Here is a 20,046-nt window from a genome sequence, read left to right as displayed (position 1 = left end):
AGTCTCAGTCGCCGTCGCAAGTCCGCACCCGTCGCCGCCACCGGCCGGGTCACCGCCACCGGCCCCGCCGCCGCCGTGAGCACCGTCGCCGCCGTCGGCCCCGTCACTCGTCTCGCTCCCGTCGGCCCCGGCGCCTGCCCGTACGTGCCTCCGCCCGCGCCCGCGCCGCCCGCGGTCGCCCCCGGCGCCGCCGGGCCCCTCCGGCAGGAGGCCGAGCGTTTCGTCCGTCAGTTCCACCGGGAGCAGCCGCAGGCGGGCGACGTGGAGCGACGGCTGCGCGAGGTGCTGACCGAGATCGGCCGCACCGGCACCTACACCCACTCCCCCGCCGAGCTGGCCTTCGGGGCCCGGGTGGCGTGGCGGAACGCGGCCCGGTGCATCGGACGGCTCTACTGGCGGAGTCTCGTCGTCCGGGACCTGCGGGAGGTCACGGCCGCCGACGCGATCGCCGAGCAGTGCTTCGAGCATCTGCGGCAGGCGGGGAACGGCGGCCGGATCCGGCCGGTCGTCTCGGTGTTCGCTCCGGACCGGCCGGGACGGCCCGGGCCTCGGATCGTCAACGACCAGTTGGTGCGCTACGCCGGGCACCGCACGGCAGAGGGCCGCTGGATCGGCGACCCGCGGAGCGCCGGGCTCACCGCGCAGGCCGCTGACCTCGGATGGAAGCGGGACGACGAGGCGTTCCAGGTGCTTCCGCTGATGGTGCGGGAGCGGCCCGGAGCACGGCCGGAGTGGTACGAGCTGCCGGACGGGGCCGTGACGGAGGTGCCGCTGCGGCATCCCGACCACCCGTGGTTCGCCGAGCTCGGGCTGCGCTGGTACACGGTGCCGGCCATCAGCGACATGGTTCTGGAGATCGGCGGCATCCGGTATCCGGCGGCACCCTTCAACGGCTGGTACATGGGGACGGAGATAGGCGCCCGGAACCTCGCCGACGCCGAGCGCTACGACCTGCTCCCCACGGTGGCGGACCGGCTGGGGCTCGACCGGTCCTCCGAGCGCACGCTGTGGCGGGACCGGGCGCTGGTCGAGCTGAACGTCGCGGTTCTGCACTCCTTCCAGGAGGCGGGCGTGACGATGGCGGACCACCACACCGAGTCCGAGCGGTTCCTGCGGCACATCGCGCAGGAGAGCCGGCACGGCCGGCCGACGCCCGCCGACTGGAGCTGGATCGTCCCGCCGGTGTCCGGCTCGGCGACCCCCGTCTTCCACCGGTACTACGACCCGGTGGACCCGTCGCTGCGCCCCGCGTTCCTCGCCCGTGAGGCGTGACGGGTGACCCGGCGGGCCCGGAGATCACGGCTTAGGCTCGTGGCATGGCCGTGCACCTCTTCGCCGGAATCCCCGTCAGCGACTACGCCTCGGCGCTCGCCTGGTACGAACGGCTGCTCGGCTCGCCGCCGACGTTCTACCCGAACGACACCGAAGCGGTGTGGGAGGTGGCCGAGCACCGCTCCCTGTACATCGAGCACCGGCCGGGGCACGCGGGCCACGCCATACACACCCTGTTCGTCGACGACTTCGACACCGTGATCGGCGACATCGCGGCCCGGGGCCTGCGCCCCATGCAGCGCGAGACGTACGGGAACGGGGTGCGCAAGGCCACGTTCCGCGACCCTGACGGAAACGAGATCGGCTTCGGCGGCGCACCGGTCGACGAACGCCGGAGCTGAAGGCGGGCTGCCCCCCGCGTCCAGGGGGACGAGTCCCCGGGCCGTGCCCCGAGGGCCCAGCCGAGGGACCCCGGTCCCGGGGCCCGACGCGCGTGGTGCCGGGCCCCGGGCCGCCGGGCTCGGCCGGGCTCTCGGGTACGCCCCTCTCGGACCGTCAGACCGCCGGGGAGTAACCCGCCGGGCGGGTCGTGAACGTGGCACGGCCCTGGGTACGGCTGCGCAGGTGCGTCGCGTAGCCGAAGAGCGCGGCCAGCGGGACCGCCGCCGTCAGGACCGCCGTGTCCGCGTGGGTGGTGGAGTCGGTGATCCGGGCGCGACGGGCCGTCAGGTCGCCGAGCACCGTCCCGACGGCGCTGTCGGGCGCGGTGACGGTGACCTCCACGACGGGTTCCAGCAGGGTGGTGCCACCGGTGCGCAGGGCCTCGCGCAGGGCGAGCCGTCCGGCGGTGCGGAAGGCGAGCTCGGACGAGTCCTTCACATGGGTGGCGCCGTCGGTGAGCGTGACGCGTACGCCGGTCACCGGGTGGCCGGCGAGCGGGCCGTCGGCCAGGGCGTCACGGCAGCCGGCCTCGACCGCGCGGACGAACTCCTGCGGAACGCGTCCGCCGGTCACCGTCGAGCGGAAGACGAAGTCCCGCCGCTCCTCCCCGTCGGCGTCGTCCAGCGGTGCGACGTCGAGGACCACCACCGCGAACTGGCCCGCACCGCCCTCCTGTTTGACGTGGCGGTACGTCAGGCCGGTGACGCCCTGGGCGGGCGTCTCGCGGTAGGCGACGCGCGGCCGGCCGACGGTGACGTCGAGGCCATGGGCGCGGCGCAGCTTCTCGACGGCGACCTCCAGGTGGAGCTCGCCCAGGCCGGAGAGGACCGTCTGCCCGGATTCGGGATCGGTCCGCGCGGTGAGCGAGGGGTCCTCCTCGGTGAGGCGGGCGAGCGCCGTGGCGAGGCGTTCGGTGTCGCGGCCGAGCCGGGCCTCGATCGCGACGGAGACCACCGGGTCGGCGGAGACGGGCGGTTCGAGGCGCACGGGTGGCGCGTCGGGTGCGCAGAGCGTGGCACCGGTGCGGGCGGTCTTCGGCCCGACGACGGCGACGATGTCTCCGGCGGCGGCGTGGTCGGCCTCGGTGGTGCGGTCGGCCTGGACCCGCAGGATGCGGGCGATCCGTTCGGTGCGGCCGGCGGTGGTGTCGAGCACGGTGTCCCCCTTTCGCAGGGTGCCCGCGTAGAGGCGGAGGAAGGTCATGCGGCCGGTGGGCGTGGTGGTCACCTTGAAGGCGAGCGCGGTGAGCGGCGCCGTCGGGTCGGCCGGCTGCTCGCCCCGTACCGGCGGCAGGTCGGCGGGGGCGGGCAGGTAGGCGACGACGGCGTCGAGCAGCGGCTCGATCCCCCGGTTGCGGTAGGCGGAGCCGCACAGGACCACCACGGCCTCGCCGGCCAGGGTGAGGTCGCGCAGGGCGGCGGTCAGCGTCCGCTCGTCGAGGGTGCCGTGGGCGCAGAACTCCTCCAGGGCGGCGGGATGCCGTTCGGCGACGGTCTCGGCGAGCCGGTGTCGTCGCCGTACCGCCTCCTCGGCCAGCGCTTCCGGCACGGGGCCGGTCTCGTACGTGTCGGAGCCGGGCCGCCAGGTGTACGCGCGCATGCGGACCAGGTCGACGACGCCGGTGAAGGCGTCCTCGCGGCCGATGGGCAGCTGTACGGGCAGCGGCACGGTGCCGAGGCGGGTGCGGATCGACTCGACGGCGGTGTCGAGGTCGGCGCCGGCGCGGTCGAGCTTGTTGACGAAGGCGAGGCGCGGTACGCCGTGCCGGTCGGCCTGGCGCCACACGGACTCGCTCTGCGGTTCGACGCCCGCGACGGCGTCGAAGACGGCGACGGCGCCGTCCAGGACGCGCAGCGCGCGTTCGACCTCGTCGGCGAAGTCGACGTGCCCGGGCGTGTCGATGAGGTTGAGCCGGTGGCCGTCCCAGTCGCAGCTGACGGCGGCGGCGAAGATGGTGATGCCGCGGTCGCGTTCCTGCGGGTCGAAGTCGGTGACGGTGGTGCCGTCGTGCACCTCGCCGCGCTTGTGAGTGGCGCCGGTGAGGTAGAGGAAGCGCTCGGTGAGCGTCGTCTTGCCGGCGTCGACGTGGGCCAGGATGCCGAGGTTGCGGATGCGGGTACGCATGATGTGGGTGGTCCTTCGCGTGCGATGCGGTGGCAGGGCAGCGCGATTCCCGTGACGGTGCGGGGCCGGACGCAGCGGGCGGACGGGGCCGTACGGCGCAGTCCGTACGGTCGTTCCGTCGTGGGGGCCCGAGGGCGGGGTTCGTCGCGGGTCAGCGGTGGCGGCCGCGCAGCCGGCACCGGAGCGACGAAGAGGCCAGGATCACGTCGTACCGGGCGCGGGAGACGACGGCGGCGACGGCGACAGCGGTCGGCGTGGCGCGCATGGTCATCTCCCTTCGGTTCATGGTCCGTTCGGCGGTACGGGCTGGAGTCTAGGCAGCGCGGGGCGCGAGGGGACACCGGTTTTTCTCGGCCCGGTTCCGCCGAGCAGGACGAGCAGGACGAGCAGGGCGAACGGGACGGAGCCCCCGGCCCGGCTCCGCGTGACGGTCCCGTACGTAACGCCCGGCCTCCGTCGCACGAGGGAGGCCGGGCGGCGGGTGGCGGTCGTCAGGAGCGGCCGCGCGAGCGGCGGCCTCCGCCGCCCTGGCCGCCCTGGCCGCCTTGGCCACCCTGACCGCCCTGACCGCCGCGGCCGCCGCTGCGGCGGGCGCGCCTGCGGTGGGGGGACGGTACGGGGGCGACGGGGCCGCCGGCGGCCTCCGGGGACGAGAACATCATCGGGACGGCAGGAGGGGCGGGTGCCACGGGTGCGCCCGGAGCGGCGCCCGCGGACGTTCCGCCGGGCGTTCCCGTGGACGCTCCCGGGGCCGTTCCCGCCGCACCGGTGGCGGCGGCCGCGGTCGCGGCGGCGGCGCGAGCGGCCAGCGAGTCGCGGGCACCGCCTCCTCCGCCGGCTCCCGCGAGCACGCTCGCGTGGGAGATCTGCGGCGCGCAGGCCTGGCAGATCTCCGCGAGGGTCCACACCTCGGCGACGGCCGGGTTGTGGATGAGGACGAGGAGGGTACGGCCGGTGCACGTGGTGCGCGCGGCGTGGTGCCGGCAGTCGCTCGCCCCGCAGGCGCAGGCCGCGTTGGGCCGCGGGGCGGCCAGCCGGGCGTGGGCCCGGACGTGCTCGGCGGCGAAGACCCGCAGGGTCTGGAGGTCCTTGGACCGGGCCGGCATGCGGCAGCCCGGCGTGGAGCAGGTGACCGTCGCGGAGTGGTCGGGGTGACCGGTCAGTCGGATCGTCCAGGTCCTGCCTGGCACACGTGATCCAGGGAGCATGCTCAACGCGCGCGTTTCCGTTCAGGTGAGAGGGGTGTTGGCCATGGTTTTACCCCGTGCGCGTCGAAGGTTCACATCCCGGGTCCCTCTGGAGGGTCGTGGCGGCCGGATCCGACCGCCGGACGGGCGGTCGCGGCACGCAGTCGGCGCAGTGCGAGAAGGCCGCCGACACCGGGCACGAGGGCGACGGCCCTGGTCGGCGGCGTGGCCCGGGCGAGCCGCCAGGTGGCCACGACGACGAAGAGGTAGGCGCAGCCGTGGGCCGGGCCCAGGAGGGCGGAGACGGGCCGCAGATGGACGGTGGCCAGATTTGCCAGCATGAGGAGGAGCGTGACGAGCTCTGCGTGGGCGGCGGCGCGCAGGGGACGGAGGTCCATGTTCACACCCCGGTGGTGGAGCCGGGGCGGATGATCATCAGGACCGTGACGGTGGCCCAGAGCAGGTTGAACACGCCCGTCGGCATCGCCAGGCGGGCGGCGCCCGTGGGCGCGGGGGCGGCTGACGGCACGGCCGGGGCGGAGGGCGCGGCAGGTGTGGGCGGGGCGGCAGGTGCGGGCGGGGCGTCAGGTGCGGGTGGCGCGTTCAGCGCCGCGAGTGCGCCGGCCTGGGCCGGAAGGATCACCAGGGCGAGCAGCGCGGCAGCGGCGGCGGTCAGGAGGACGGAGGCGATGAGCCAGGCGCTGCCGAGGACGCCGAGACCGCTCGCGGTGGCGAAGCCGAAGACGGGTACGGCGATGCCGACGGTCGCGTACACCCGGCAGATCCGGTGCAGGGTGCCGAGCGCGCTGCGCGCCTCCGGGTCTTCGGGCGCCCGCAGGGCGCGGCGCCAGGCGGGCGGGAACATGCTCGCGGCGACGGTGACGGGGCCGACGGCCACGATGGCGGCGAGGACGTGCAGGGTCAGGAACAGGGTGGTCATCACGGGCTTTCGAAGGCGGGCGGGCGTGGCCTGCCGGGCGGAAACGACCGGCGGCGCCGACGACGCTATGCCGTGATCGTTCACCGCCCCAGTGGCGGTAGTGACACACATCGACGGAAAATCGCCAACTGCTGCCACAGCCCTGGCCAAGCGCTCCCCAAGTCGTGTTCTGCGGCATGCCGAGGCGTCCTCCGCGGCCCAGGAATCGGTTCAGCTGCCTCGGAGCCGGCCATGGCGGGAATACGGTGGTGGGCTATATTCCCGCCATGCACACCGTCGCCGTCCTCGCCCTGGACCGGGTGATCCCGTTCGATCTCGCCACGCCCGTCGAGGTGTTCGGCCGCACCCGACTGCCCGACGGGCGGCCGGGCTACCAGGTGCGCGTGTGCGCGGCCCGGCCGGAGGTGGACGCGGGGCCGTTCGCCCTGCGGGCGCCGTGGGGCCTGGACGGACTGCGGGACGCGGACACCGTCGTCGTACCGGGCACGGGTGATCCCACGGCGCCGCTGCCCGAGGAGGTGCGGGACGCGCTGCGCGCGGCCGCGGCGAACGGGACCCGGATCGCGTCGATCTGCGTCGGGACCTTCCCGCTGGCGGCGACCGGGCTGCTCGACGGGCTGCGGGTGACGACGCACTGGATGGCGGCGGACCTGCTGGCGGCGACGTTTCCGGCGCTCACCGTCGACGCCGACGTGCTGTACGTCGACAACGGACGGTTCCTGACCTCGGCCGGCGCCGCCGCGGGCCTCGACCTGTGTCTGCACATGGTCCGGGCCGACTACGGGTCGGCGGTCGCCGCCGACGCGGCGCGGCTGTCCGTGGTGCCGCTGGAGCGGGAGGGCGGGCAGGCGCAGTTCATCGTGCACGACCGGCCTCCCGTACCGCGGGGCTCCGAGCTGGAGCCGCTGCTCGACTGGCTCCGGGAGAACCTGGCCCGGCCCCTGAGCCTCGACGAGATCGCCGCCGCCGCGGGTATGAGCTCCCGCACGCTGATCCGCCGGTTCCGCGAGCAGACCGGCACGACACCGCTCCAGTGGCTGCACCGGGCGAGGATCCGGCAGGCGCAGCACCTTCTGGAGACCACCGGCCATTCCGTCGAGCGGATCGGCGCCCAGGTCGGTTTCGGCTCCCCCACCGCGTTCCGGGACCGCTTCAAGCGCACCACAGGCGTGAGCCCGCACGCGTACCGGCGCAGCTTCGCCTGACCGGCCGACCGCCGCCCCGCCCCCCGCCGCCGCCCAGGGGCACGCGCGCGGCGGTCGTGCGGTGGCGGGGCGGGGGCGGGGCGCGGAGCATGGAAGCGGCTCGTGATCGACGAGCGGCCGAAGTGTCTGGAGTGTTCCGCAATGACCGAGAACGAGGCCTGGGGCGACGACGTCTACCAGCCCGACGGCAGCGAGGTGCAGGACGACGCGGGGCTGCTCGACGCCTCGGACACGCTGGAAGGTCCGCTCGACAGCCCGCTCGACCAGGGATACGCGCCTCCGGACCGGCCCTGGGCCGTCGAGCACACGGGTGTCACCGCGGCCGAGCGGCTGCGGGGCGAGAGCCTGGACCAGCGGCTCGCCGAGGAGGTCCCGGACGACGACCCGAACCTCGACTGGGACGGCATCGGCGACGCCTCGGACACCGACGGGGAGCCGCTGGACGGTGAGGTGGGCGGTCGCCGGGCCGGCCGTCTCGTCGCCATGGACGACGGACGCGCGCTCTCGCCGCTCGAGGGTTTCGCGCGGGACGTCGGCATCGACGGTGGTGCGGCCTCCGCCGAGGAGGCGGCCGTGCACCTCGTCGACGAGGAGTGACCCGGCGGGCTGCCGGTGGCTCGCCACACGGTCCGGGTGCGGCGCCGAACCCGTACTCCTGACCCGGCCGCTCCGCTTCAAACGCGCATCACCGCAGGTTGTCCGGTACTTTGACGGGACCGTCAAGACGCCCAGGAGGCGTTATCCAGCCGTTATAAACGGTCATTTTGTCCCGGCATCGCCGGATTCACCCCGTGCCGAGCGGCGGACTTGCGCGGCGGTATCCGCCCGCGCACCTATCGCACCCCGCAGCCTTCGCGCAAGACCGTCGGACCAGGAAGTTCTCTCGACCGCTGGGTAGCTTCGGCCCACATGACCGCAGCACACATGACGTCCCCGAAGGCCCCGGTGACCGCCCTCGACATCGGGCCCGCCCGGCCGGCCGACGGCGCCGACCTCTGGCGGATCGCCCGCGCGGCGGAGGACCTGGACCTCAACTCGCCCTACAGCTACCTGCTGTGGTGCCGCGACTTCGCCGCCACGACCGCCGTCGCCCGTGACGCCACGGGACGACCGTTCGGCTTCGTCACCGGCTATCTGCGTCCGGAGGCGCCGGGGACGCTCTTCGTCTGGCAGGTGGCCGTCGACGGTTCGCATCGCGGATCCGGGGTAGCAGGTGCACTGCTCGACGCCCTGGCCGCGAGGGTGGCGGCGGCCGGGCACGGTCCGATCCGGATCGAGGCGACGGTCACCCCGGGGAACGTGGCCTCGGACCGGCTGTTCCGCTCGTTCGCGCGCCGCCACGGCGCGGCCTTGACCCGGGAGGTCCTCTTCGCCGCCGACGCCTTCCCCGCGGACGCCGTCGACACCTTCCCCGCGGACGACGCCGACGCCTCCGCGGCCACCGACGCCGCCGGGACCTCCCAGGCCTCCCAGGCCCACGCCTCCCAGGCCTCCCAGGCCTCCGAGGCACCGGGCTTCGACGCTCAGGGCGCCACGGCCCACGAGCCGGAGGTGCTGTACCGCATCGGCCCCCTGACGCCGCCCCTGCCGTAGGGCCGCCGCCCGCCGATCCGCCCGGACGGATGCGCTCCGCGCGCTCCGCCCCGTCCTGCCAAGCCCCACCAAGTCCCACCGCGAAACCGAGATACGGGAGAACCGTGACCCTCACCGACATCGCCGCCCCGTCCGTCTTCGAGACCGTCGAATCCGAGGTGCGCAGCTACTGCCGCGCCTGGCCGGTGGTCTTCGAGCAGGCCCGCGGGAGCCGGCTGTACGACGAGCACGGGCGGCCCTTCCTCGACTTCTTCGCCGGGGCCGGGTCCCTCAACTACGGCCACAACAACCCGGTCCTCAAGCGGGCACTGCTCGACTACCTCGCCCGCGACGGCGTGACCCACGGCCTCGACATGTCGACGACCGCCAAACGCGACTTCCTGGCGACCTTCCACTCGGCGGTCCTCGAACCGCGCGCCCTGAACTACAAGGTGATGTTCCCCGGCCCCACCGGCACCAACGCCGTCGAGGCCGCGCTCAAGCTCGCCCGCAAGATCACCGGCCGGGAGACGGTCGTCTCCTTCACCAACGCCTTCCACGGAATGTCCCTCGGCTCGCTCGCCACCACCGGCAACGCCGCCAAGCGCGCGGGCGCCGGAGTGTCCCTGCCGCACGTCACGCGGATGCCGTACGACCACTACCTCGACGGCCGGATGCCGGACTTCCTGTGGTTCGAGCGTCTGCTCTCCGACCCGGGCTCCGGCCTCGACCGGCCGGCCGCCGTCATCGTCGAGACCGTGCAGGGCGAGGGCGGGATCAACGTCGCCCGCGCCGAGTGGCTGCGCGGGCTCGCCGATCTGTGCCGGCGGCACGAGATGCTCCTCATCGTCGACGACGTGCAGATGGGCTGCGGCCGCACGGGCGAGTTCTTCTCCTTCGAGGAGGCGGGCATCACCCCCGACATCGTCACGCTGTCGAAGTCCATCAGCGGCTACGGCCTCCCGATGGCCCTGTGCCTGTTCCGTCCCGAGCTGGACGTGTGGCAGCCGGGCGAGCACAACGGCACCTTCCGCGGCAACAACCCGGCCTTCGTCACGGCCACCGCCGCCATCGACACGTACTGGCGCGACGACGCCCTGCGCGACCGCACCCTCGCCCGGGCCGCCCGGATCGAGAGCGCCCTCGGCGACCTGCTCGGCGAGGACGGCCGCTCCGGTGTGGCCCTGCGCGGCCGCGGGCTCGTGTGGGGCCTGGAGTTCACCGACGGGGAGCGGGCCGCGGCCGTGTGCCGGCGGGCCTTTGAACTGGGGCTGCTCCTGGAGACGTCGGGGCCCCATGACGAGGTCGTCAAGCTGCTGCCGCCGCTGACCGTGACGGACGACGAGCTGGACGAGGGGCTCGGCATCCTGGCCCGCTCCGTCCGGCACGCCGCCGAGCGCGTCGCCCTCTGACGCCGCCGGGCCCTGGGCCCAGCGACAACACCACCAGCACCACCAGCACCACCAGCACCACCAGCACCACCGGTAACCAGCACCACCGGCATCACCCGCACCACCGAAAGGCCATCCCGCATGATCGTCCGCAGTTTCGCCGAGATCGAGAACACCGACCGCCACGTCCGTGCCGCCTCCGGCACCTGGGAGAGCAAGCGCATCGTCCTCGCCCGCGAGCGGGTGGGCTTCTCGCTCCACGAGACGGTGCTCTACGCCGGGACGGAGACGTCCATGTGGTACGCGAACCACGTCGAGGCCGTCGTGTGCACCGCCGGAGAGGCCGAGCTCACCGACCACGAGACGGGCACGACGTACACCATCACCCCCGGAACGATGTACCTGCTCGACGGGCACGAGCGGCACACCCTCCGGGTCAAGGAGGACTTCCGCTGCCTGTGCGTCTTCAACCCGCCGGTGACCGGCCGCGAGGACCACGACGAGAACGGCGTCTACCCGCTCCTCACCGAGCCCGAGCCCGAGCCCGACCACGGGTCCGGCCCGCACACCGCCTGAGGCACCGCACCCGCCCCCAAGAGTCCGTACGAGAAAGGAAGGCACCGCCCGTCATGACCTCCGCCCCCACCCGCCCCGTCGACCTCTACCCCACCCGAGGCGCCCAGGAGCAGCTGATCGGCCGCAAGGATCCCGTCGTGTGGGCCGAACCCGGAACGCCCGGGCCGTTCTGGGCCCGTGAACTGGAGGAGTACGAGCGCGACGGCTTCGTCACCGTCGACCAGCTGGTCACTCCCGACGAGGTCACCGAGCTGCGGGCCGAGCTGGACCGACTGGTCGCCGACCCGGACGTGCGCGAGGACGAGCGGGCCGTCGTCGAGCCGCGCTCGCGCGAGATCCGCTCCGTGTTCGAGGTCCACAGGATCAGCGAGGTGTTCGCCAGGCTGGCCGCCGACCCGCGGATCGTCGGGCGCGCCCGGCAGATCCTCGGCTCCGACGTGTACGTCCACCAGTCGCGGGTCAACGTCAAGCCAGGCTTCGGCGCGAGCGGTTTCTACTGGCACTCCGACTTCGAGACCTGGCACGCCGAGGACGGTCTGCCCCGGATGCGGACGGTCTCGGTGTCGATCGCGCTCACCGCGAACCACACCACCAACGGCAGCCTCATGATCATGCCGGGTTCGCACCGCACCTTCCTCGGCTGCGCCGGCGAGACCCCGAAGGACAACTACAAGAGGTCGCTGCAGATGCAGGACGCGGGGACGCCGTCGGACGAGGCGCTGACGACCTTCGCGGACGCGTGCGGCATCCGGCACTTCACGGGCGCGCCCGGCTCGGCGACCTGGTTCGACTGCAACGCGCTGCACGGCTCGGGCGACAACATCACCCCGTATCCGCGGAGCAATGTGTTCCTGGTCTTCAACAGCGTCGAGAACGCGCCGGAGCTGCCGTTCGCGGCGCCGGTGCGCCGCCCCTCGTTCATCGCCGCGCGCGATGTCACGCCGGTCGGGTGAGCGCCTTGTCCCGAACCTCGTCGATGAAGTCGATGACGTCGATGAAACGGCGCGGCTTCCTCGCCCTGGCTCCCGCCGTCGGGGTCGCCGGACTCCTGGGCGCGTGCAGCCGCACCGAGGTGGGCACGGGCGCGCCGAAGGAGGACGCGGACCTGCTCGGGAAGCTGCGCGAGCAGGGCTTCGTACGGGTGGGCTTCGCCGGTGAGGCGCCGTACGGCTTCCAGGACGGCGACCGGCTCTCCGGCGAGGCGCCGACGCTGCACCGTGAGGTGTTCTCGGCGCTCGGCGTGCCCGAACTGCGCCCCACACTCACCGAGTTCGGCGCACTGATACCCGGTCTCCTGGCGGGCCGCTTCGACGTGGTGAGCGCCGGGATGTCGATCACGCCCGAGCGGTGCGCCAAGGTGATCTTCTCCGCGCCCGAGTTCGTCTCCACCACCGCGCTGATGGTCCGCAAGGGCAATCCGAAGCGGCTCGGCGACTTCGCGTCCTGCGCCCGCGAGGGCGCGACGGTGGGCGTGCTGTCCGCCGCGGTGGAGGCCTCGTACGCGAAGGCGGCGGGCGTGCCGGACGGGTCGGTGAAGACGCTGGCCAAGCAGCAGGACGGTCTGGACGCCCTGCTCGCCGGCCGGATCGACGCCTTCGCGCTGACCGGCATCTCGCTGCGCTGGCTCGCGAGGACAAACCGGGGCGCGGCGGTGGAGGTGGCGACGCCGTTCGTGCCCGAGGTGGACGGGGTGAAGCAGTGGAGCGCGGGCGGGGCGGTGTTCCGGCCCGGTGCGCGGGCGCTGCGGGACGCCTTCGACCGTGAGCTGGCGAGGATCACGGGCGATCCGGCGCGCTACGTGGGTCTGATCGGCCGTTACGGGTTCACCGAGCGCGAGGCGCCGCCGCGCGGACTGCGCACCGCCGACCTGTGCGCGGGCCGGGGACGGGTGTGAGCGCGTTCCTGGCGGAGCTGGAGCGGGCGCTGCCGCGCCTCGGTGAGGGACTGCTCGTCACCGTGGAGGCGACGGCGCTCGGCGCCGGGCTCGCCCTCGTCCTCGCGTACGGGCTGGGGCTGATGTCCGGCTCGCGGCGGCTGCCCGTGCGGGGCGCGGCCAGGACGGTCGTCGAGTTCTTCCGCGGCACGTCGCTGTACGTGCAGCTGTTCTGGCTGTTCTTCGCGCTGCCGATGCTCGGCTTCCGGCTGGAGCCGCTGGCCTGTGCCGTGGTGGCGCTCGGGCTGAACTTCGGGGCGTACGGGGCCGAGGTGGTGCGCGGTGCGATCGCCGCCGTGCCCCATGCGCAGCTGGAGGCGTCGGTGGCGCTGGGCATGGGTCCCGTCCTGCGGCTGCGCCGTGTGGTGCTGCCGCAGGCGCACGCGCTGATGGTCGCGCCGTTCAAGAACCTGCTGGTCCAGCTGCTGAAGGCGACGCCGCTGCTGTCCCTCGTCACGGTGCCCGATCTCACCTTCGAGATCGACCAGTTGCGCTCGGCGACGGGTGACACGGCGGCGGCGTACCTGCTGCTGCTCGCGGTGTACGGCGTGCTCGCCGGAGTGCTGAGTCTGCTGATGAACGCGTTGGAGCGGGCCGCCAGGGCGCGGCTGGGGACGGGCGGTGACGGGTGATGTGGGACGGGGAGGCGGCGTGGGCCGCGCTGCCCGCCGTGCTGGAGGGCTTCGGGGTCACGCTGGTGGCGACCGTGCTGGGCTTCGGGGTGGCGCTGCTGCTCGGCCTCGTGCTGGCGCTGGTCGGGCGGGCCGGGCCGCGATGGGTGGCGGGGCCGGTGAACGCGGCCGCCGCGTTCGTCCGCTCGACGCCGTTGCTGGTGCAGCTGTTCGCTGCGTGGGTGCTGGTTCCGGGCCTCGACGCGCTGGTGCTCGGCGTGCTCGTCCTGGGCGTGCACTACGCCGCGTACCTCTCCGAGGTGTACCGGACCGGCATCGACGCCGTACCGAAGGGCCAGTGGGAGGCGTGCACGGCGCTCTCGCTGCCGCGCCGGCGGGTGTGGCGTGCGGTGGTGCTGCCGCAGGCGGTCCGCAACGTGCTGCCGCCGCTGGGGAACTACGCCGTCTCCATGTTCAAGGAGACGCCGCTGCTGTCGGTGATCACGGTGCACGAGATGGTGCACGAGGCGAGCTCGTTCGGCAGCACGCACTTCGCCTATCTGGAGAGTTTCACGCTGGCCGCCGCGGTGTTCCTGCTGGCGAGCTGGCCGACGTCCGTGCTGGTACGACGACTGGAGGCACGCCTTGCGAGAGGGGCTTGAGGACACGGCGGAAGCGGTGCGCTTCGACCGGGTGACCAAGCGGTACGGGGAGCACACCGTGCTCGACGGGCTCGACCTGGCGGTCGGGCGCGGCGAGCGGGTCACGCTGATCGGCCCGAGCGGCTCGGGCAAGACCACGATCCTGCGGCTGCTCATGACGCTGGAGCGGGTCACGGAAGGCGCCATCCATGTGGCGGGCGAGCCGTACTCGCACATGCCGGCCGGGCAGGGCGGCGGCGGAAGGGCCGGCAAGCTGGTGCCGGCGAGCGAACGGTACCTCGCGTCCCGGCGGCGCGGCATCGGCATGGTCTTCCAGCACTTCAACCTCTTCCCGCACATGAGCGTCCTGGAGAACGTCGTCGAGGCGCCCGTGCACGTGCTCCGGGAGAGCCGGGATGCCGCGGAGGTACGGGCGAGGGAACTGCTGGGCATGGTCGGCCTCGCCGACAAGGTCGACGCCCGGCCCACCCGGCTCTCCGGCGGCCAGCAGCAGCGGGTGGCGATCGCCCGCGCGCTGGCGATGCGGCCGGAGATCCTTCTCCTCGACGAGGTGACGTCGGCGCTCGATCCCGAGCTGGTGGCGGAGGTCCTCGACGTCCTGCGCGACGTCGCCCGCGCCACGGACATCACGCTGCTGTGCGTGACGCACGAGATGGGCTTCGCCCGCGACGTCTCGGACCGCATCCTGATGTTCGACCAGGGCAGGATCGTGGAGTCGGGCCGCGCGGACGAACTCCTCGACGACCCCGGCCACGATCGGACGCGGGCGTTCCTGCGGGCGGTGCGGTGAGGTGGGGTGAGGGCGGCGGGTGCGCGCCGGAGGGCGAAGTGCGCGCCGGCGGAGGGTGACGGGTGCGCGCCGGCGGAGGGCGGAGGAGGACGGGCGGGTCAGCGCGTGGGGTTGGCCGAGGTCTCCGGCAGCATGCCCTCGCGCAGTCGGGCGAGGCTGCGGGCGAGAAGCCGGGAGACGTGCATCTGGGACACGCCGATCCGGGCGCCGATCTCCGCCTGGGTCAGCTCCTCCACGAACCTCAGGTGCAGCAGCAGCCGGTCGCGCTCGTCGAGCAGTTCGACGAGCGGCGCGAGCGTGTGGAAGTCCTCGAAGAGTTCGAGCGCCGGGTCCTCCTCGCCGATGAAGTCGGCGAGCGACGCGTCGGCGTCCTCCTCGTCGCCGCTGCCCATCGCGGCGTCGAGGGACGAGGTGTGGTAGCCGTTCGCGGCGATCTGGGCCTCGATCACCTCGTCCTCGGACAGGTCCATCCGCTCCGCCAGTTCCGCGACGCGCGGCGCCCGGCCGAGGTGCGAGCTCAGCTCGTCGTTGGCCTTGGCCAGTTCGACCCGGGCCTCCTGGAGGCGGCGCGGCACGTGCACGGCCCAGGTCGAGTCGCGGAAGAACCGCTTGATCTCGCCGACGATGTACGGCACGGCGAACGTCGCGAACTCCACCTCCCGGCTCAGGTCGAAGCGGTCGATCGCCTTGATCAGGCCGATGATCCCGACCTGGACGATGTCCTCCATCTCGTCGCCGCGGGCACGGAAGCGGCCGGCCGCGAAGCGTACGAGCGAGGTGTTCATCTCGATGAGGGTGTTACGGACGTACTGGTGGCCTTCCGTTCCTTCCTCCCGCCGTGCCAGCTCCCGGAAGAACACCTTCGACAGGGCGCGCGCGTCCTGGGGCGCGACCTCGTGAGGAGCCTCGAGCACGGGCAGGTCGCTGGGCACGCCGTCTTCCACGGCCGCCGTCGTCGTCGCCTTGACCATCTCGGTCCGCACGGGGACAACCTCCTGTTACTCGCCGGACGTTCGCTTGTGGCGCATCGCCTACCCGCGCTCGGCGCTCGCACGCGTACCGGTTGACGGTCGACCGTTTCCGCTGCCGTTTTCGGCCACGGCCGCCGGTCCTCCGCTCGTGGTTCCCGGCCGGCAGGCCTCCTGACGGCACGCCAGTCAGGACATCGCGCATCTTTTCGGACTTGGCGGGCAGGCGGGACCCGCCGGAACACGTGGTGAGGGAGGAAGGAGCCCATGATGACCACGAGGGGCGATACCTCGCCCGGAGTCCGTACCCCGGCGGATGCCCGGTGGTCGATCCGCAGAGCCCTCGCGCCCGGCGCCTCGGTGCCGTCCCCGCAGGTCGACGACCTGATGCTCGTGGCGACCGAACTGGTGACGAACGCACAGCGGCACGGCGGCGGGGTGACCGGTTTCGCCCTGGACGTGCGCAAGGGCAGTGTGGCCGTCTCGGTCAGCGACGCCAGCCGGTGCCCGCCGCGCCGCCGTTGCCGGACGCAGGACCTGCGGCCGGGCGGTTACGGCTGGCCGATCGTGCTGCGGTTGTCCCGCGAAGTGACGGTGGACGTACGGCCCGACGGCAAGACGGTGCGCGCGGTGGTGCCGCTCGACCGGTGACGCCGGCGCCGGCGTCGGGCGGCGTCCGTCCGGGTCACCACCAATAGGCGGGGTACCTGGGTGCGCCCTTGCGTATCCGGGAGACCGCGAACTCCATCAGGACGAGCACGACGGTGGCCCCGAACAGGAGCGGCACGAAGCGGGCCGGGGCGGGCGCCTGGAGGACCACCACCACGGCGGTCGCACAGGCGGGCGAGTGCGGGGTGCGGGCGAGGTGGGTGAGGGCGAGCGTGACGCCGGCCGCCACGGCGGCGGCCCAGGCGCTGGCTCCCGCCACGGCGAGCGTGGCGTAGCCCGCCGCGGCGGCGAGCAGGTGGCTGACGACGACGCTGCGCGGCTGGGAGAGCGGCAGCGTCGGCGCGCTGTGCACCAGCGCGGCGCTGGCGGCCAGCGGCGGTATCAGCACGGGCTCGTGGATCGCTGCGCCGATCGCGACCAGACCGAGCAGGACGAGGGTGACGGCCCCGACACTGTGGAACGCCGCAGCGGGCGCCGGGCGCGCCGGGGCGCGGACGACGCCGGTACGGGCCCCGCTCGCGGTCCCGGTCCCGCTCGCGGCCGTCCGGGCCCCCCTCGCGGTCGTCCGGGGCCCGCTCGCTGCCCCGGTCTCCGTCGCTGTGAGGCTTTCGGCCGGAGTCTCGCGCGGAGTGTCGTCGGCTGCGGGCGTGACGGTGCAGGTGTCGGTGTCGGTGCTCATGGTGAGGTGTTTCCGGGCGGGCGGCGTCGGGGCCGGCGGCGGGCAGGATCAACGGGCAGGCGTACGAGCCCTGTGGTCGACAGTCGGCCCGCCCTTGCGCCCACGCCCGCGTCGCCCGGATGAGGGCGACACGACCACGCAGATTGTATACAAAACGTTGAAGGCGCTACGACCCGGGTCCGGCGCCCGCGCCCGCGCCCGCGCGGGCAGGGTCGGCGGCGGCCTGTGGGAGGGTGAGGCCGTGACTTCGACCGAGACGCACGACGGCGGCCGTGCCGCGCAGCCCGCCGCCCAGCAGACCGCGCAGCCCCCGGTGGGCGCCGCCCGGGTGGTCCTCGGCTGCATGGGGCTCGGCGGCAGCTGGGACCCGAGTCCCTGGGAGGCCGCCGACGTCGACGCCGCGGAGGCGGTGATCGAGGCGGCACTGGAGAGCGGGATCACCGCCTTCGACCATGCCGACATCTACCGGCACGGCAAGGCCGAGGCCGTGTTCGGCGAGGTCCTGGCACGTGCGCCCGGCCTGCGCGAGCGGATCACGCTGCAGTCGAAGTGCGGGATCCGGCTCGCCGACGGGGACCGGCCCGGCATGTACGACCTGCGCGGGCCCAGCATCGTCCGCCGGGTCGAGGAGAGCCTGGACCGGCTGCGGACGGACCACCTCGACGTCCTCCTGCTCCACCGGCCCGACCCGCTCGCCGACCCCGCCGAGGTCGCCGAGGCCCTGGAATCGCTGCACCGGCAGGGACTCGTGCGCCGCTTCGGCGTCTCCAACATGAACGCCGCCCAGATCGCCCGCCTCCAGGACCGGCTCGGGTTGCCGCTCGTCGTGAACCAGCTGGAGATGAGCCTGCTCCGGCGGGACTGGCTCGAGGACGGCGTGCTCGTCAACACGCCCGCGTCGGCCGCCGTGGGCTTCCCCGCGGGCACGGTCGAGCACTGTCTGCGGCACGGGATCACGCTGCAGGCGTGGGGCCCGCTGGCCCAGGGCCGCTACACCGGACGCCAGGAGACGCCCGAGGAGCGGGCCACGGCCGCACTGGTCGCGCGGCTCGCCGAGGCCAAGGGCACCACGCCGGAGACGATCGTGCTGTGGTGGCTCCAGCGTCATCCCGCCGGGATCACCCCGGTCATCGGCACCACCGACCCGGCACGCGTCCGCGCCTGCCAGGACGCCGCGACCGGCGACCCGGCGGCGCTCGGCCACGAGGAGTGGTACCGCCTGTGGATCACCGCACGCGGCGCAGCCCTGCCGTAGAGACGGGCCGTGTGCCGCCCATGACCACCGCCGAGGACGACCACCCAGGAGCCCGTCCCATGACCGATGCCGACGCACCCTCCTACGAGCTCCTCGCAGGAGCGCCGGACTCCCCCGTACTGCTGCACGTGCCGCACTCCTCCCGTACGGTGCCCCCGGACGTGCGCGCCGGAATCGTCCTCGACGACGCCGCACTGGAGCGGGAGCTTGACCACATCACCGACGCCCACACCGAGGAGATCGCCGCCGTGGCCGCCGCGTCCGCGGGCACGGCGCCCTGGCGGTTCGTCAACCGGCTGTCGCGGCTGGTCGTCGACCCCGAGCGGTTCCCCGACGAGCGGGAGGAGATGCTCGCGGTCGGGATGGGCGCCGTGTACACGCGCACGACGCACTGCGCCGAACTCCGTCCGCGCGGCTTCGACCCGGCGCCGCTCGTCGAGCGGTACTTCACGCCGTACGCCGACGCCGTGACCCGCGCCGTGGACGAGCGGCTCGCGGCGACCGGGCGCGCGATCATCGTGGACGTCCACTCGTACCCGACGGAAGCGCTCCCGTACGAACTCCACGGCGACGGCCCGCGCCCGCCCGTCTGCCTCGGCACGGACGCCTTCCACACGCCGCCCGCGCTGCTCGCCGCCGCCCGGCGCGCGTTCGCCGGCTTCGGCGGGGTCGGGACGGACAGTCCCTTCGCCGGGACGTACGTGCCGCTGGCGCACTACGGGCGGGATCCGCGGGTCGGCGCCCTGATGGTGGAGATCCGTCGCGACCGCTACATGACCGAGCCGGGCGGCCCCGCCGGGGCGGGCGCACGCGCCCTGGGAGTCGCCCTGGCCGCCCTGGTGGACGCCGTGACCGACGAGGTCCTCGGGACCGGCACGACCGGACCCCGGACGTGACCGGACGTAAACTGGTGCGGTGAGCACGCGCAGGTACGAGCTGGTGTTCTCCGGCGGTGCGGGCGAGGCAGGCGACGTCGTGGTCGTCGAGCGGACCGCGGCCAGCGGACCCGGCGGGCACCCCGTCTACGCCGACACGACGGGCATCATCCGCGCCGAGATCAGTGATCGCGACGAGGTGCGGGTGCTGGCCTCGGGCGGCCACCAGGAATTTCCGCAGCACGTCGTCGCCCGGCCGCTGCCCGAAGCACCGGACCCCGGAGTTCCGGACGTCGCCTAGATCCGTCTGTCCGGCACTGATCCGCGTCATCCCCGCGAGGCCCGCCCCAGGGCCCTCCGGCGGAGGAAACAGGACGGAGCCGAACAGGCCGTGGGGCGACTCCGCGGCGGGTGAGCCGAACTGGCCGTGGGGCGGCCCTGCGGCGGGCCGGGCGGGACAGGCCCTAAGCTGCCCGGATGACCAGTTTCGACCCCTCATCCGCTGCCGAGCAGACCGCCCCGCGCTATGTGCGCGTGAACATCGAGCTCATCGCCGAGATCACCGACGAGAAGGCCCTCAAGGCCGCCGCGCTCGCCCAGGTCCAGGAGGACACCTACATGGACGACGCCGAGCGCGCCGAGTCCGTGGAGGCCATCGAGATCGACCCGTCCGGCTCCCTGGCCCACTTCATCGACCCGGTGGAGCTCCTCGGCTCCGTCCCCGGCGTCGAGCTCGCCTCCGCCACCTGGGAGTCCGCGCGGACCGAGTACGACCCCGACGACGAGACCTGGGAGGAGCACGACCTGGGCTGAGCGACGCCCTGCCCGGGGCCCGACCGCGCGGTGCCCGACTCGACCGGAGCACCGCGCGCCTGGTAGGAGAACCACTGCACGTT

23 protein-coding genes are annotated in these 20,046 nt (G+C 73.7%); 17 read left to right on the top strand and 6 right to left on the bottom strand.

Annotated features, from left to right (window positions below):
• Nucleotides 1-144: 144 nt before the first annotated feature.
• Together ACFWJO_RS05885 and ACFWJO_RS05880 are read left to right on the top strand one after the other, a co-directional pair.
• Nucleotides 145-1,272, top strand: a complete 1,128-nt coding sequence (locus tag ACFWJO_RS05885; protein WP_386863742.1) for a nitric oxide synthase oxygenase — start codon at nucleotides 145-147, stop codon at nucleotides 1,270-1,272.
• Nucleotides 1,273-1,316: 44 nt separating this feature from the next.
• Nucleotides 1,317-1,673 carry a VOC family protein gene (locus tag ACFWJO_RS05880; RefSeq protein ID WP_386863577.1) on the top strand — a complete coding sequence of 119 codons (357 nt, stop codon included), beginning with the start codon at nucleotides 1,317-1,319 and terminating at the stop codon, nucleotides 1,671-1,673.
• A gap of 154 nt (nucleotides 1,674-1,827) precedes the next feature.
• On the opposite strand, the gene fusA is transcribed toward ACFWJO_RS05880, so the two are convergent.
• From fusA to ACFWJO_RS05860, 4 genes are all read right to left on the bottom strand, one after another.
• Nucleotides 1,828-3,837, bottom strand: coding sequence for an elongation factor G (gene fusA / locus ACFWJO_RS05875; RefSeq protein WP_386863576.1), 2,010 nt, complete (start codon nucleotides 3,835-3,837; stop codon nucleotides 1,828-1,830).
• A 491-nt stretch (nucleotides 3,838-4,328) separates the two neighbouring features.
• Complete coding sequence (locus ACFWJO_RS05870; protein WP_386863575.1) at nucleotides 4,329-5,027, bottom strand: hypothetical protein; 699 nt, start codon at nucleotides 5,025-5,027, stop codon at nucleotides 4,329-4,331.
• A gap of 89 nt (nucleotides 5,028-5,116) precedes the next feature.
• Nucleotides 5,117-5,422, bottom strand: a complete 306-nt coding sequence (locus tag ACFWJO_RS05865; RefSeq protein WP_386863574.1) for a DUF3817 domain-containing protein — start codon at nucleotides 5,420-5,422, stop codon at nucleotides 5,117-5,119.
• Between the two features lie 2 nt (nucleotides 5,423-5,424).
• Nucleotides 5,425-5,964 (bottom strand): hypothetical protein, encoded by a 540-nt coding sequence (locus tag ACFWJO_RS05860; protein WP_386863573.1) that lies wholly within the window; start codon nucleotides 5,962-5,964, stop codon nucleotides 5,425-5,427.
• A 266-nt stretch (nucleotides 5,965-6,230) separates the two neighbouring features.
• Between ACFWJO_RS05860 and ACFWJO_RS05855 the strand changes: the two genes are divergently transcribed.
• The 10 genes from ACFWJO_RS05855 to ehuA all read left to right on the top strand — a co-directional run bounded on the left by ACFWJO_RS05855 (nucleotide 6,231) and on the right by ehuA (nucleotide 14,704).
• Entirely contained in the window at nucleotides 6,231-7,169 is a 939-nt protein-coding gene (locus ACFWJO_RS05855) for a GlxA family transcriptional regulator (RefSeq protein WP_386863572.1), read from the top strand.
• 141 nt (nucleotides 7,170-7,310) lie between these two features.
• Nucleotides 7,311-7,766 (top strand): DUF5709 domain-containing protein, encoded by a 456-nt coding sequence (locus ACFWJO_RS05850; protein WP_386863571.1) that lies wholly within the window; start codon nucleotides 7,311-7,313, stop codon nucleotides 7,764-7,766.
• Nucleotides 7,767-8,078: 312 nt separating this feature from the next.
• Nucleotides 8,079-8,762, top strand: a complete 684-nt coding sequence (gene ectA / locus ACFWJO_RS05845) for a diaminobutyrate acetyltransferase (RefSeq protein ID WP_386863570.1) — start codon at nucleotides 8,079-8,081, stop codon at nucleotides 8,760-8,762.
• 104 nt (nucleotides 8,763-8,866) lie between these two features.
• Nucleotides 8,867-10,153 carry a diaminobutyrate--2-oxoglutarate transaminase gene (gene ectB / locus ACFWJO_RS05840; protein ID WP_386863569.1) on the top strand — a complete coding sequence of 429 codons (1,287 nt, stop codon included), beginning with the start codon at nucleotides 8,867-8,869 and terminating at the stop codon, nucleotides 10,151-10,153.
• Nucleotides 10,154-10,273: 120 nt separating this feature from the next.
• Nucleotides 10,274-10,708, top strand: a complete 435-nt coding sequence (locus ACFWJO_RS05835; RefSeq protein WP_386863568.1) for an ectoine synthase — start codon at nucleotides 10,274-10,276, stop codon at nucleotides 10,706-10,708.
• A gap of 53 nt (nucleotides 10,709-10,761) precedes the next feature.
• Nucleotides 10,762-11,661 carry an ectoine hydroxylase gene (thpD, locus tag ACFWJO_RS05830; RefSeq protein WP_386863567.1) on the top strand — a complete coding sequence of 300 codons (900 nt, stop codon included), beginning with the start codon at nucleotides 10,762-10,764 and terminating at the stop codon, nucleotides 11,659-11,661.
• Nucleotides 11,662-11,684: 23 nt separating this feature from the next.
• Nucleotides 11,685-12,602: an ectoine/hydroxyectoine ABC transporter substrate-binding protein EhuB gene (ehuB, locus tag ACFWJO_RS05825; RefSeq protein ID WP_386863741.1), complete on the top strand. Its 918-nt coding sequence runs from the start codon at nucleotides 11,685-11,687 to the stop codon at nucleotides 12,600-12,602.
• The gene (gene ehuC, locus ACFWJO_RS05820) at nucleotides 12,599-13,273 is read left to right on the top strand and encodes an ectoine/hydroxyectoine ABC transporter permease subunit EhuC (protein WP_386863566.1); all 675 of its coding nucleotides are present in this window, start codon (nucleotides 12,599-12,601) and stop codon (nucleotides 13,271-13,273) included. The genes ehuB and ehuC overlap by 4 nt, the downstream gene beginning before the upstream one ends.
• Nucleotides 13,273-13,914: an ectoine/hydroxyectoine ABC transporter permease subunit EhuD gene (gene ehuD, locus ACFWJO_RS05815; RefSeq protein WP_386863565.1), complete on the top strand. Its 642-nt coding sequence runs from the start codon at nucleotides 13,273-13,275 to the stop codon at nucleotides 13,912-13,914. Before ehuC ends, ehuD begins: the two co-directional genes overlap by 1 nt.
• Complete coding sequence (gene ehuA / locus ACFWJO_RS05810; RefSeq protein WP_386863564.1) at nucleotides 13,898-14,704, top strand: ectoine/hydroxyectoine ABC transporter ATP-binding protein EhuA; 807 nt, start codon at nucleotides 13,898-13,900, stop codon at nucleotides 14,702-14,704. The genes ehuD and ehuA overlap by 17 nt, the downstream gene beginning before the upstream one ends.
• Nucleotides 14,705-14,802: 98 nt before the next feature.
• Here the strand turns inward: ehuA and ACFWJO_RS05805 are convergent, their stop codons facing one another.
• Nucleotides 14,803-15,675, bottom strand: a complete 873-nt coding sequence (locus tag ACFWJO_RS05805) for a SigB/SigF/SigG family RNA polymerase sigma factor (RefSeq protein ID WP_386863740.1) — start codon at nucleotides 15,673-15,675, stop codon at nucleotides 14,803-14,805.
• Between the two features lie 264 nt (nucleotides 15,676-15,939).
• Between ACFWJO_RS05805 and ACFWJO_RS05800 the strand changes: the two genes are divergently transcribed.
• Nucleotides 15,940-16,323: an ATP-binding protein gene (locus ACFWJO_RS05800; protein WP_386863563.1), complete on the top strand. Its 384-nt coding sequence runs from the start codon at nucleotides 15,940-15,942 to the stop codon at nucleotides 16,321-16,323.
• A gap of 34 nt (nucleotides 16,324-16,357) precedes the next feature.
• Here ACFWJO_RS05800 and ACFWJO_RS05795 read toward each other — a convergent pair whose 3' ends face one another.
• Nucleotides 16,358-17,020, bottom strand: coding sequence for an HPP family protein (locus tag ACFWJO_RS05795; RefSeq protein WP_386863562.1), 663 nt, complete (start codon nucleotides 17,018-17,020; stop codon nucleotides 16,358-16,360).
• Nucleotides 17,021-17,261: 241 nt separating this feature from the next.
• On the opposite strand from ACFWJO_RS05795, the gene ACFWJO_RS05790 reads away from it, so the two are divergent.
• The 4 genes from ACFWJO_RS05790 to ACFWJO_RS05775 all read left to right on the top strand — a co-directional run bounded on the left by ACFWJO_RS05790 (nucleotide 17,262) and on the right by ACFWJO_RS05775 (nucleotide 19,963).
• Nucleotides 17,262-18,275 (top strand): aldo/keto reductase family oxidoreductase, encoded by a 1,014-nt coding sequence (locus ACFWJO_RS05790; protein ID WP_386863561.1) that lies wholly within the window; start codon nucleotides 17,262-17,264, stop codon nucleotides 18,273-18,275.
• A 59-nt stretch (nucleotides 18,276-18,334) separates the two neighbouring features.
• The gene (locus ACFWJO_RS05785; RefSeq protein ID WP_386863560.1) at nucleotides 18,335-19,171 is read left to right on the top strand and encodes an N-formylglutamate amidohydrolase; all 837 of its coding nucleotides are present in this window, start codon (nucleotides 18,335-18,337) and stop codon (nucleotides 19,169-19,171) included.
• 19 nt (nucleotides 19,172-19,190) lie between these two features.
• On the top strand, nucleotides 19,191-19,451 hold the full coding sequence (locus ACFWJO_RS05780) for a DUF6296 family protein (protein WP_386863559.1): 261 nt from the start codon (nucleotides 19,191-19,193) through the stop codon (nucleotides 19,449-19,451).
• A 176-nt stretch (nucleotides 19,452-19,627) separates the two neighbouring features.
• Entirely contained in the window at nucleotides 19,628-19,963 is a 336-nt protein-coding gene (locus ACFWJO_RS05775; protein WP_386863558.1) for a hypothetical protein, read from the top strand.
• Nucleotides 19,964-20,046: the final 83 nt, after the last annotated feature.

Origin of the sequence: Streptomyces sp. NPDC127092, assembly GCF_042722475.1 — a bacterium.
In the GTDB taxonomy this organism is placed as follows: Bacteria; Actinomycetota; Actinomycetes; order Streptomycetales; family Streptomycetaceae; genus Streptomyces.
The sequence above is the reverse complement of the archived record's forward strand: the minus strand, read 5'-3'. Positions and strand labels throughout refer to the sequence as shown.